The 12,784-nt window shown below is 40.4% G+C and carries 9 protein-coding genes; 4 read left to right on the top strand and 5 right to left on the bottom strand.

Translation table 11 applies throughout. The annotated features are described in order from the left end of the window. Positions 1-11: 11 nt before the first annotated feature. The 3 genes from thrB to VOI46_RS03630 all read right to left on the bottom strand — a co-directional run bounded on the left by thrB (position 12) and on the right by VOI46_RS03630 (position 3,972). Positions 12-947, bottom strand: coding sequence for a homoserine kinase (thrB, locus tag VOI46_RS03640; protein ID WP_004586858.1), 936 nt, complete (start codon positions 945-947; stop codon positions 12-14). A gap of 9 nt (positions 948-956) precedes the next feature. Then, positions 957-3,374, bottom strand: coding sequence for a bifunctional aspartate kinase/homoserine dehydrogenase I (gene thrA, locus VOI46_RS03635; RefSeq protein ID WP_004586857.1), 2,418 nt, complete (start codon positions 3,372-3,374; stop codon positions 957-959). Between the two features lie 229 nt (positions 3,375-3,603). Then, complete coding sequence (locus tag VOI46_RS03630; protein WP_024031682.1) at positions 3,604-3,972, bottom strand: response regulator; 369 nt, start codon at positions 3,970-3,972, stop codon at positions 3,604-3,606. 372 nt (positions 3,973-4,344) lie between these two features. Here VOI46_RS03630 and VOI46_RS03625 point away from each other — a divergent pair, with 372 nt between their 5' ends. Together VOI46_RS03625 and rdgC are read left to right on the top strand one after the other, a co-directional pair. Next, a complete protein-coding gene (locus VOI46_RS03625; RefSeq protein ID WP_004586855.1) occupies positions 4,345-6,102 on the top strand; it encodes a HAMP domain-containing sensor histidine kinase in 1,758 nt (585 codons plus the stop codon). An 83-nt stretch (positions 6,103-6,185) separates the two neighbouring features. Then, positions 6,186-7,094 carry a recombination-associated protein RdgC gene (rdgC, locus tag VOI46_RS03620; protein ID WP_004586854.1) on the top strand — a complete coding sequence of 303 codons (909 nt, stop codon included), beginning with the start codon at positions 6,186-6,188 and terminating at the stop codon, positions 7,092-7,094. A gap of 82 nt (positions 7,095-7,176) precedes the next feature. On the opposite strand, the gene VOI46_RS03615 is transcribed toward rdgC, so the two are convergent. Then, positions 7,177-8,016: an HDOD domain-containing protein gene (locus tag VOI46_RS03615; protein ID WP_004586853.1), complete on the bottom strand. Its 840-nt coding sequence runs from the start codon at positions 8,014-8,016 to the stop codon at positions 7,177-7,179. A 274-nt stretch (positions 8,017-8,290) separates the two neighbouring features. Between VOI46_RS03615 and VOI46_RS03610 the strand changes: the two genes are divergently transcribed. After that, on the top strand, positions 8,291-9,991 hold the full coding sequence (locus VOI46_RS03610) for a hypothetical protein (RefSeq protein ID WP_004586852.1): 1,701 nt from the start codon (positions 8,291-8,293) through the stop codon (positions 9,989-9,991). Positions 9,992-10,035: 44 nt separating this feature from the next. On the opposite strand, the gene VOI46_RS03605 is transcribed toward VOI46_RS03610, so the two are convergent. Further along, positions 10,036-10,440, bottom strand: coding sequence for an HIT family protein (locus VOI46_RS03605; protein ID WP_004586851.1), 405 nt, complete (start codon positions 10,438-10,440; stop codon positions 10,036-10,038). Positions 10,441-10,552: 112 nt separating this feature from the next. On the opposite strand from VOI46_RS03605, the gene VOI46_RS03600 reads away from it, so the two are divergent. Continuing rightward, the gene (locus VOI46_RS03600; protein WP_004586850.1) at positions 10,553-12,778 is read left to right on the top strand and encodes a S9 family peptidase; all 2,226 of its coding nucleotides are present in this window, start codon (positions 10,553-10,555) and stop codon (positions 12,776-12,778) included. Positions 12,779-12,784: the final 6 nt, after the last annotated feature.

Here is a 12,784-nt window from a genome sequence, read left to right as displayed (position 1 = left end):
AAATGCCTATCCTATAAAACTGTTAATTGACGCGTGCCGTCGTTATCTAATTTACAAATGTGGCAAAAGCCCTGCTCATTTATATAGTTTTGCGCTAACCACTGCGCACATTTCTCGGCAGCTTCTAATGTTTTACACAGTGTAAATAACGTAGGGCCTGCACCTGAAATACTGACAATTTCTGCACCAAGCGCTGGCAAATTTGCTTTCGCTTCGCTAAATCCTGTTATTAACGGTGCTCGGTACGGCTCTGCTATATCGTCTTGCATAATGCTCAGTGCATCATCAAAACGCTGCGTTAATAACAAACTGCTAAATGCCGATAAACGCTGTGCAAACTCAACCCCTGCATGCATGCTTAGCTCTTTAGGTAATACCGAGCGCGCCTTTGCGGTATTAAGCGAAAACCCAGGAAACGCCGCTACGTAGTACCAGTTTTCATCAACTGGTAGAGCAATTGACTTATCAGGAATTAAATCGCCTGTAAGCTGTAAGCCCCCTAAATAACACGGGGTGATGTTGTCATAATGACGCCCGCCACTGACTATAGCTTCAAAATCAGCCATTAATTCAATCAGCTCAACTTGGCTTAAATTGGTTTGAGCAAACTTATCAAGCGCAGCAAAGGTTGCTACCACCGAGCACGCACTCGAACCTAGCCCTGAGCCAATTGGTAAATTCTTTTTAAGCTCTAATTTTACACTTGGCATATCTGGCGCAACGTGCGCTCTAAAATGTACTAAACATTGATATGCTAGGTTTTCGCTCGCATCGCTTGGTAACTTATGCGCATATTCGCCAGAGCAAACAAACTCATCACTTGCTGCGGCGCTTACTACGGCTACATCACCTAATAAGCTGCCATCAATAGGCGCAAGCGCTGCGCCAAGTGCATCAAAGCCCACTGCAAAATTACCTATAGACGCCGGAGCATATACTTCTATCATAATGCTCTCCTAGCGCGATAACGTTTTTAATACGTCGGCAAATACGCCTGCAGCGGTTACCGCAGAGCCTGCACCGTAGCCACGAATTACAAACGGGCGTGGTTGATAATACTGGCTTAAAATAGCTAATGCGTTTTCACCATCACGAATAACATTTAATGCATGCGATGAATCGACCGCTTCAATGCCTACTTTACAGTGGCCTTCTTTAATTGTACCTACATAACGCAGTACCTTGCCCTCTGCTGCCGCACTTTGAATACGGTCGTTAAACTCAGCGTCTAAACTTGGCAGTTTAGCCATAAATTCATCTACGCTGTCACCTTGTGCAAAACCTTGTGGCAATACCGACTCTACTTCTATATCACTAAGCTCTAGTTTCATGCCGGCTTCGCGAGCAATAATAAGTAATTTACGTGCTACATCGGTACCCGATAAATCATCGCGTGGGTCTGGCTCTGTAAAACCGCTTTCTTTTGCTTTAATGGTTGCCTCAGAAAGTGATAAACCATCTTCTAGTGCACCAAACATGTACGACAGTGAGCCTGATAAAATACCGCTAAACTCAAGTAACTCATCACCTGCACCAAATAACGACTGTAGGTTATCGATTACCGGTAAGCCTGCACCTACGTTTGTTTCGTATAAAAACTTGCGGTTATTTTTTTGTGTTGCTGCAATTAAGTCTTGGTAATAATCATACGAGCTGGTTGTTGCTTTTTTATTAGCGGCAACCACATGGAAGCCCGCATTTAAAAAATCCACATACTGAGCTGCTAGCGCATCAGAAGACGTACAATCTACAAGCACAGGGTTTACTAAGTGATTTTGTTTTACAAACTGCTCAACTAAATTTAAATCAAACGCTTGCTCTGATACTGCAAGCTTTTGCTGCCAGTCATCAAATGCAATACCTTCGCTGTCTAAATGCAATTGACGAGAATTAGCAACGCCATATAAGTTTAACTTAATGTTACGTTTTTCAAGCCACGCTTGCTGGCGCTCTAACTGAGAAATAAGCTCTTGGCCTACTAAGCCACAGCCAAGTAAAAATACGTCAATTGAAGGGACGTGCGTAAAAAAGTTTTCATGGCATATTTTCACTGCATCGTTACACAGCTCGCCATCAATAACCGCCGAAATAGCACTTTCTGTAGAATCCTGAGCAATGGCTACAATGTTTACTTGGGCCTGTGCAAGAGAAGCAAAAAACTGTGCTGCTAAACCTTTGTGTGCGCGCATGTTATCGCCCACTAAAGTAACAATGGCAAGATTACGTTGTACTTGTACCGGCTCAATTAAACCTGCTTGTAATTCAAGTTCAAATGCACTTTGCAAGGCTTCTAGCGCGAGCGCTAAATCACTTTCGTGCACACAAAAGCTAATGCTAAATTCACACGATGATTGAGTAATTAATACTATCGATACGTTATCGTGCGCAAGGGCATTAAACACCTTAGAGGCCATGCCCACTTTACCTTTCATGCCAGGGCCTGACACGGTAAGCATTGCTAAGTCTTGCAAACTAGAAAGCGCTTTTACTGGCTCATCAGATGAATAGTCGTTACCAATTAATGACCCTTGAGCATCTGGGTTATGGGTATTTTTAATTTCGCACGGTACGCCCGCTTTCGCGCACGGTAAAATGGTTTTAGGATGAAGTACTTTAGCGCCAAAGTAAGAAAGCTCCATCGCTTCTTTATAAGATAAGAAATCAACTTTAGTCGCTTTTTTGATGTAGCGCGGATCAGCACTGTACACACCATCAACGTCAGTCCAAATTTGGCAAATTTCAGCATCTAAACATGCCGCTGCAATAGCTGCTGAGTAATCAGAGCCATTACGACCAAGTGTAGTAAGTTCGCCTTGCTCGTTGCTTGCTGTAAAGCCTGGCATAATGTAAATGGTGGCTGGGTTTTCTTTAAGTACTGCTTGAAAGCGTGCTTTACTCGTTACTAAGTCGGCCTCAGCATCAATGTAGCCACCAGTAGAGGCAACACAACGCGTTGCTTCAAGGTATTGTGCATTGTGCGAGCTTAATAAACTTTGCATTAGCGATACGCTAACACGCTCACCAAAACTAATTACAAAAGCACGAATTTGATCTGGGCAGCACTTAATAAGCGCCACACCATCTAGCTTATTTTTAAGCTCATTAAAATCTGGCCAGTTTGTTACTTCGCCACTGCTTTTTTCTACTTCTGCTTTTAATGTCTCGCATCGGCTTAGCAAAGCTTGCCACTGCTGAGAAAAATCTTGACCTTGCTCAGCGGCACTGGCCAGCGCAACTAATGAATCAGTCATACCTCCGGGTGCAGAAAGTACCAGTAACATTTCATCTTTTAACTGTGCTTTTACCAGCAAAGCTACTTGTTGCAAACAGGCAAAGTCGGCAAGCGAAGAGCCTCCAAATTTTAAAACGCGCATTATTTATGTTCCTCATCCCATAAAACGAAAAAAGGCCTGTGTTCTTAGTGAACACAGGCCTTTAAATTTGTTGCACCGACCTATGCCACTATCCAGTAAGAATGGTGGTTGTAATAATAATGGTCAGTGCGCGATTAATTGTTTTCATAGAGCTAAGACTGCCTTAACAAAGGCTATGCTGTCAACCCCAAATTAAAAGATAAAACAGCCTTTTTGAACATGAAAAAACCTAATGAATGCCAAATTTATGCAAAACTTCACTTAAGGCCGATTTATTAATAGGTTTATTTATAAAGTCGATGGCACCAAGCTGCGCGACTTTTTGCTTCATTTGTTGTTGTATATCAGCGGAGATCACCAGTACAAAACACTCTATTTTTTCTGCCTTGATGCGCTCCAGCACTTGTACGCCGTCAACTTCTGGCATGGTTAAGTCTAAACACAAAAGATCAAATTGCTGCAAGCGTAAAAGCGCCAGCGCATCGGCCCCGTTTGCGGCTTGTTGAATGTCGGCACTCACGCACTCATTTAAACAACGCACAACTTGTTTGCGTGCAACAGTGGAGTCATCACACACTAATATAGAAAATTTCATCATGTTAACTACTAAAATAACCTTCTAAAAATTATAAAAACGAGCCGTCCGTTGGTTTTTGCTATTCTAACACGTTCCTAAAACTCTAACACTTTGCTTGTTCGCATAATGTAATACTGTAACCTTACAATAAAACGTCAAACATTATTAATAATTGCCTTAGCTGCCTATTAAAAATCATCGTTTTTGTAATCTCAGTAGGCATTAAAATTAATTTAAATCAGTTTAGTGCACTATTATTAAAACAAAACGACTCAATAGCTGGGCTATCTCTTTAAAATATAAATTTTTTATTTATTTTTAAGGTTTTATTGACTAACTTTTAAGTTAGAAATTGCAACTTAGATATAATTACACCGGATGAGTAAATCCCATATGTTACAAAAAAGCCTTTCTAAGAAATTGTTAACTAATGTTTTATCAGTGTATTTTTTGCTTACCTTTGTGGTGACATGTGGACAGGTGCTTGCAGAATTTGTAAATACTAAAGACTACATTCGTGATGAGCTAAGTACGCTACAAAAAACCTTTAGCCGAAGCTTAACACGCGCAATTTGGGAACTAAATACAAAGCAAACAATTACAACCGCAGAAGGCTTACTTGCTATACCTATGGTGGAGGGCATTATAGTGCGCGACGACAGCGGTGAAATTATTTCGCAGCTGGGGCGCTCTTTGGATATACACAAACTTTATAACCAACAACTCGTACAAGAGGAAGTCATTATAGAGGACACCAAATCGGGTCTCTTTGGTTATACCTTTCCCCTAATTTTTGAATTTTCGGGGCGCGCTACTCAAGTAGGTGATGTGACCTTGTTCTCTAGCCGCGATGTGGTATTTAGCCGAATAATGGTATCTATTTACTTTTTAATTGGTAACGCCATGATCAAAACCACCTTTTTGATTATTCTGTTTTTAATGGCATTTAGAAAGCTGCTCACCGACCCTTTAAATGAGTTAACCGATCAAATAGAAAACTTAGAGCTTGATGACTTAGAGGGTCAACACATAGACATTGAGACCGAAGAGCATAACGAGCTAAACGTTATGGAGCAGTCTTTTAATAACTTAATAGATAAAGTAGTTCAATACAGAAAAGAGCTTGAGCACACCCAACGTGAGTTGATTGTTAGTAACGAAAAGCTCGACCAGCACAATATACAGCTTGAGCAAGATGTTGCCCGTAAAACGTCAAACTTAAGCCAAGCTATGATGGATTTACAACAGCAAAAGTACGAACTAGAAAAACAAAAGCTGGTACTAACCGAAGAAGTTGATTTACGCAGACACACCGAAGAAGAATTATTAACTAAACAAAAAGAGCTTGAACGCTACCTAGACGAGCTAAGCCTTGCACAAGAGCGCTTAGTAGGCACCGAAAAAATGGCTGCGCTAGGCGGATTAGTCGCCGGTATTACACACGACATAAATACACCTATTGGGATTGGTGTAACTGCTATATCGTTTTTACAAGAGCGTTTAAACACATTAGAAAATGCCTACAAAGAAAAAACATTATCGCCCAAAGCATTAGAAGAGTTTATAAACGAAGCCAAGCAAAGCACAAGCTTGCTTACAACCAACCTTGATAGAGCCTCTGAGCTTATTGCCAGCTTTAAACAAATAGCGGTAGACCAAGCCAGTGAGGCTGTAAGAACAATTAACTTTAAAGATTATTTAAACGAAGTAATTTTATCGCTCCACCCTAAGCTTAAAAAAACCAAGCACACCATAAATTTACAGTGTCCAGATGATTTAGTTCTTAACCTGCCTGCAGGGGCAATTAGCCAAATTTTTACTAACTTAATTATGAACTCAATTATTCATGGTTTTGATAATATTGCGCAGGGCAATATTGATATAAATATTAGCGCCGATGACACACTCCTTATTATTGACTACACCGATAACGGCAATGGCGTAACAAAAGAGCAATTAGCCAAATTGTTTGACCCATTTTTTACGACAAAACGCGACCAAGGCGGCAGTGGGTTAGGCACACACATAACCTTTAACTTAGTTAAGCAAACACTTAGCGGCTCAATAGAGGCAAGCAGTGAGCCTGGCAAAGGGCTTCATTACCATATTGAATTTCCTAAAAACATGCCAAAGCCATTATTTAATCAATAACGGCTTTGCTTAAAATCAGCCATTTCGAGAACCCCATTTTATTGCTATGATTGAGCAAATTTAAAAGATGGAAAAGTTACCTTATGTGGTTTAGTAACCTGATTTGTTATCGCTTTAAGCAAGATGTTTCGTACACTCAAGAAGAGTTTGAAAAAGCGTTAGAACAAGATGTATTTCGCCCTTGTGGCTCTCAAGACCTTTCTACATTTGGTTGGACAAAAGCATTTGGTAAGCATGGTGACTCGCTGGCGCATTTTTCACAAAAAAGCATTTTAGTGTGTGCCAAACGTGAAGAAAAAGTACTGCCTGCATCTGTTGTTAATGAAATGGTTGCCGAAAAAGTAGATCAAATAGAAGCGGAAGAAAACCGTCCTGTTAAAAAGAAAGAAAAAGACGAGTTAAAAGAAAACATTTTAACTACCTTATTACCTCAAGCGTTTAAAAAATCGAGCCTACAGTTTGCTTTTATTGACCAAGAAAACGGCTGGGTTGTAGTTAACAGCGGCAGTTTTAATAAAGCAGAAGAGCTACTTGCATTGCTGCGTAAGTCTCTGGGCACATTACCGGTAGTACCTGCTTTTGCAAACTACGACCTAGATGTATTTTTAACTGATTGGTTAACTAACTTCAGCACCCCTGAAAACTTTGCTATAGGTTTTGATGCTGAGCTAGAAGAAGCCGACGACAGTGGCGCACAGGTTAAACTAAAAGGTCATGATTTATCGTGTGATGAAGTTAAATCGCACCTAGAAAATGGTAAACGCGTGACCAAACTTGCACTTGATTGGCAAGAACGCCTGAAGTTTATGCTGCAAAACGATGGCTCTATCAAGCGTTTAAGCTACTCAGAAACTTTAAAAGAAGAAAACGCCGATATTCCTAAAGAAGATATGGCAGTTAAATTAGATGCTGACTTTATTTTAGCCTCAGAAGAAATCAAGCTACTGCTTGAAGAGCTGACGGCCGGTTTAGGTGATGCAGAAGATTTATAAGACGCTAAAATTATAAGCGCTATTAAAACCAAAAAAAGCACGACTTAGTCGTGCTTTTTGCTTTTACCTTTATAACTGCTAATTAGCTAAATGTGTCTTTTACATTTTCAAGCATGTCGTTGTATTCGTCACTTGAAAATAGCTGCATAGAAGGAATGACGCCTTTATCTATGTAAGTTTGTAAAGCCGCTGATTTATCAGAAACCTGTAAAGTCCCCTCTAAAATAGCGCCAATACGAATAAAATCAACATAACCAATCTCTTCAGGGCGATACGTAGGGTCGGCCCAATGCCTAGCAACATTTACAAATTCAGGTGGAAACTCCCACGCTCCCATAATTGAGCCACCAATTTTACCACTGAGCTTTTGAATTGCATGTGCTAAAAAGCTTGGGTTAGCAAACACCTCTGGGTGGCGCTCAGCTTCGGTTAAAATAGGCAGTACACCAATGTTATATACCAACGACGCCAACGTAATAGCGTCACTATTTAACGATGTACGTTTATTATTTTGTAAATAAAACGCCATAAGCGTTATTGAATGCCCAGCCACATTTAGCGTTTTTTGCCACGCTTTACTCATGTAGCCTTTTATTAGCTCATTATTAGAAACAAACAGCTGCTCCATTGCCATTGCGGTTGCTATATTTTTAATTTGGCGTAAACCAATGCGCGTAACCGCTTGCTGTAAGTTAGACACTTTAACCGCTCGGCCCATAATTGCACTGTTAGCCACTTTAATCATTCGCGCTGAAAGAGCCGGGTCTTGCCCAATCACGTCTGACATTTGCATTAGGTTTACATCAGGGTTATCGGCCGCTTGGCGCACTTTAATTGCAACTTCAGGTAACGTAGGTAAAACCAAAGTGTCGTTATTGATTCTATCAACCAAAATCGTTAATAGTGCATTTTCTGTAGACATAAAACTGTCATCCTTTTGTTTCTGGGCCGCAATGCAACTGCTAACCTCGGATAAAATGAGTAATACAATGAGTATTATCTAACTTACCGATAAAGTTAAGAAAATTATATAAATTAATTGTTATTATCGCCTGTAGGCGCGGTACAACGCCAAACACTTGCTATTTACCATTTAGTTTTGCTTTAATGCAGTCACTATAAGGAAACGTTTGTACGCGCTAGCAATTATATTTAAGCGTACAAATAATTAAACTTACTTTTTAACAGGCAATCAAATGATCTTAAACAAAATTAGCCAAGCAATTTTACTCTCAGGCGTCGTTTTTCTTAGTGCATGCTCAGAGCAAGCCCCCTCTTCGACCGAAGCCACAGGTGTAGAACTTGCTCAAAAAAGTGCCGCACAAGCTGGCCCAGATTTAATTAATATTGATAAACAACGTTTAGATATTTACACCGACTTTAGCCTAGAAGCCGACCTATCTCATTTAAGTGAGAATCAAAAAGCCATGGTTGCTAAGCTTATCGATGCCTCTAAAATTATGGACGAGCTATTTTGGAAGCAGGCTTTTGGCGATAATAAAGACGCTTTTTTAGCAAAACTAAGTGATGAAAAAGTACGTAAATTTGCTGATATTAACTACGGCCCTTGGGATCGTTTAAATGGTGACGAACCGTTTTTATCAGGTTACAAAGAAAAAGCCCTTGGCGCACAATTCTACCCAGCCGACATAACAAAAGAAGAGCTAAATAATGCCGACGTAGAAGATAAAAAAGGCCTTTACTCATTAATTAAACGTGATGAGCAAGGTAACCTTTACAGCGTGCCTTACTCAAAAGAATACGCTGAGGAGTTAGCTAAAGCAGCAGATTTATTACGTGAAGCCAGTAAGCTTGCCGATGATAAAGAATTTGCCAATTACTTAAACCTACGTGCTGATGCACTACAAAAAGATGATTTTCAGGGTTCTGACTTTGCCTGGATGGACATGAAAAATAACCCAGTTGATGTGGTTATTGGCCCAATTGAAACCTACGAAGATCAACTCTTTGGCTACCGCTCTGCTTATGAGTCGTATGTACTAATTAAGGATTTAAAATGGAGCGAGCGCCTAGCTAAATTTGCAGCCTTTTTACCAGAGCTTCAAAAAGGTTTACCGGTAGATGCTAAATATAAGCAAGAAGTGCCAGGCTCAGACGCCGATTTAAATGCTTACGATGTGGTTTACTATGCAGGTCACTCAAATGCGGGCAGCAAAACGATTGCCATTAACTTACCAAACGATGAGCAAGTACAGCTTGAAAAAGGCACTCGTCGCCTGCAGCTTAAAAACGCAATGCGTGCAAAATTTGATAAAATTTTAGTGCCAATAGCTGAGAAGTTAATTGTACCTGAGCAACGTAAGCATATTACCTTTAACGCCTTTTTTGCCAATACCATGTTTCACGAAGTGGCTCATGGCCTAGGTATTAAAAACACCATTACCAATAAAGGCACTGTGCGCCAATCATTACAAGAGCACGCAAGTGCACTTGAAGAAGGTAAAGCCGATATTTTAGGTTTATACATGGTTGAGCAGTTACTTAAAAAAGGCGAAATTACCGAAGGCACATTAGAAGATTACTACACCACCTTTATGGCGGGTATTTTCCGCTCAGTACGTTTTGGTGCATCAAGCGCACATGGTAAAGCCAACATGATCCGCTTTAACTTTTTTGCTCAAGAAGGCGCTTTTTCTAAAAATGAAGAGGGTTTATACCGTGTAAATATGGAAAAAATGGGCGTGGCTATGGCTAAGCTGTCGCGCTTAATTTTAACATTACAAGGTGACGGCGATTACGAAAAAGTAGATCAACTAATTGCCACTCATGGCGATATTAAAGAAGAGCTTGCTAAAGACCTAGAAAAACTAAGCCAAGCAAATATTCCGGTTGATGTAACCTTTAAACAAGGCAAAGACGTGTTAGGCCTTAACTAACCCAACACGTAATACTTTGTAATAGTTTAATAAAGCGCTGTAGTTTATAACTGCAGCGCTTTTTTTAGCGCTATTATTTGCTCATCTGTGTATGGTTTTGCAGGAAACTTACCCCACACCGGTGCAGGCCACGCAGCATCAGTTGTAAAACGTGCAATATGATGAATATGTAATTGCGGCACCATATTACCCAAAGCGGCCACGTTTAATTTATCAGGGCTAAACACTTGCATAATAAGCTTGCTGAGTTTGGCCGACTCTTTTAAATATACAATTTGATCGGCATCAGATAAATCGATGATCTCTTTTAAATTAGGTTTTCTGGGCACCAATACAAACCAAGGGTATTGGCTGTCGTTAAGTAATAGCACCTTACATAAAGGCCAATCTGCCAGTTCTATACAATCGCGCTTAAGCTCTGGGGCGAGTTCAAAAGTGTGGTTCGTCATCGTCACATCCTAGTTAGTCTTTAATAATGGCCACTTTATAGCATTTATTTGCAGTTGCACACGCTTAGCTTTACCATTTAATACAATATTTATAATAAGCTAAGGCAACCTTGTGCTAAAAAAAATAAAACACTTAACCCTCGCACTACCGCTAGCTGTTGGCGCACTGAGCGTACAAGCAAAACCATTATCGCTAGAGCGTATTTTTGATGATCCGAGCTTGTCGGGTAAAGCTCCCGTACAACTTAAATTTTCACCAGACGGTAGCCGCGTAACTTACCTGCAAGGTAAAACCGATGACTACAACCGTTATGATTTATGGGAATACAACTTAAAAGATAACACCAACAGAATACTGGTTGATTCTGCAAAGCTGTTTTCAGGCCCAGAAAACCTCTCTGATGAGGAAAAAGCACGCCGCGAACGCCAACGTATTTTTGGTAAAGGTATTTTAGAGTATAAATGGTCTAAAGATGGCAAAGCCCTGTTATTCCCACTCAATGGTGACCTGTATTATTACGAGCTTGCATCTGGTAAAAGTAAAAAACTTACCAATACAGAAGCGTTTGAAACCGATGCCCGTTTTTCTCCTAAAGGTAACTATGTATCGTTTATTCGCGAGCAAAACCTTTACGCTTTAGCACTTGATTCAGGTAAAGAAATTCAACTAAGTAAAGATGGCGGCGGCGTTATTAAAAACGGCATGGCCGAATTTGTAGCACAAGAAGAAATGAGCCGTATGACTGGCTACTGGTGGGCTGGCGATGAATCTAAAATTGCATTCACTCGCGTAGATGAAACCCCAGTAAAAGAAGCCATCCGTAACGAAATTTATGCAGACGAAGTAAAGCTATTTAATCAACGTTACCCATTTACAGGCACCGACAACGTTGAAATTCAACTTGGCGTTGTGTCTTTAAATAATCAAAACGTTGACTGGGTTGATTTAGGCGACGATAAAGACATTTACATTGCACGTGCTAAATGGCTAAAAGACAGCACTACCCTTTCGTATCAATGGCAAAATCGCTCACAACATAAGTTAGAACTACGTTTTTACAATAGCGATACTAAAACGCAAAAAGTAGCGCTAACAGAAAACAGCGATACGTGGATCAATTTAAACTTTGATCTGCATTTCTTAAAAGACAAAAAGCATTTTGTATGGGCTTCTGAGCGCGATGGTTTTAAACACCTTTATTTGTACCGCACTAATGGCCAGCTAATTCGACAAATCACCTCTGGCGATTGGGTTGTTGATAGCTTAAAAGGCGTGGATGAGAAAAAAGGCATAGTGTACTTTGCAGGACGTAAAGACACCCCGCTTGAAAGCCATTTATACAGCGCACCCTTGTTTAAAAAAGGCAATATTAAGCGCATCACCGAACAAGGCCAATACCACAAAGTGGTAATGGCTAAAGACAGCAAAACGTTTATTGATAATAGCTCATCGGTAAACAAGCCTAACTCGGCGGCACTACGTAAAGTAAACGGCGAATTTATCACATGGCTTGAACAAAATAAGCTTGATGATAGCCACCCATTAACACCTTATTTAAGTGATTTAGCAACTCCAGAGTACGGCACAATTAAAGCTGAAGATGGCCAAGTAATGCATTACCGCTTGTTTAAACCAAGTAATATTGCCGACGGTAAAAAGCACCCAGTAATTGTTAATGTATATGGCGGCCCGCATGCACAACGCGTAACAAATAGCTGGCGCAGCAAAAACTTGTACTTTCAATACATGGCGCAACAAGGCTATGTTATTTTTCAGCTCGATAACCGAGGCTCATACAACCGTGGTAAAAAGTTTGAAGATGCTATTTACAAACACTTAGGTGTTGTAGAAGTAGCTGATCAAATTAAAGGGGTTGAGTTTTTACGCACGCTTGATTACGTAGACCCACAACGCATTGGTATTTATGGCCACAGTTATGGCGGATACATGGCCCTAATGACCATGTTTAAAGCGGGCGATTACTTTCAAGCCGGTGTATCGGGTGCACCAGTTACCGACTGGGCACTTTACGACACCCATTACACTGAGCGCTATCTTGGTCACCCAAAAACCAATGCCAAAGGCTACGAAGACAGCGCCGTATTCCCATACGCTGATGGCTTAAAAGGCCCATTAATGATTTACCATGGCATGGCCGATGACAACGTGTTATTTACCCACGCCACTAAATTATTTAAACAACTACAAGATAACGAAAAACAGTTTGAAATGATGACCTACCCAGGCTCAAAACACAGCTTACGCGGTAAACAGGTGCAAACACATTTACACCAAACCATTACAAACTTCTTTAATCGACATTTTGATGTTAAATAATCATAT

Source organism: Pseudoalteromonas sp. CuT4-3, from assembly GCF_035666335.1.
Lineage (GTDB): Bacteria > Pseudomonadota > Gammaproteobacteria > Enterobacterales > Alteromonadaceae > Pseudoalteromonas > Pseudoalteromonas atlantica.
The sequence above is the reverse complement of the archived record's forward strand: the minus strand, read 5'-3'. Positions and strand labels throughout refer to the sequence as shown.

Coding starts and splice junctions, on each gene's coding strand:
- VOI46_RS03610 (WP_004586852.1), top strand. CDS start 8,291: ATGATCTTAAACAAAATTAGCCAAGCAATTTTACTCTCAGGCGTCGTT.
- thrA (WP_004586857.1), bottom strand. CDS start 3,374: ATGCGCGTTTTAAAATTTGGAGGCTCTTCGCTTGCCGACTTTGCCTGT.
- VOI46_RS03615 (WP_004586853.1), bottom strand. CDS start 8,016: ATGTCTACAGAAAATGCACTATTAACGATTTTGGTTGATAGAATCAAT.
- VOI46_RS03605 (WP_004586851.1), bottom strand. CDS start 10,440: ATGACGAACCACACTTTTGAACTCGCCCCAGAGCTTAAGCGCGATTGT.
- VOI46_RS03625 (WP_004586855.1), top strand. CDS start 4,345: ATGTTACAAAAAAGCCTTTCTAAGAAATTGTTAACTAATGTTTTATCA.
- thrB (WP_004586858.1), bottom strand. CDS start 947: ATGATAGAAGTATATGCTCCGGCGTCTATAGGTAATTTTGCAGTGGGC.
- rdgC (WP_004586854.1), top strand. CDS start 6,186: ATGTGGTTTAGTAACCTGATTTGTTATCGCTTTAAGCAAGATGTTTCG.
- VOI46_RS03630 (WP_024031682.1), bottom strand. CDS start 3,972: ATGATGAAATTTTCTATATTAGTGTGTGATGACTCCACTGTTGCACGC.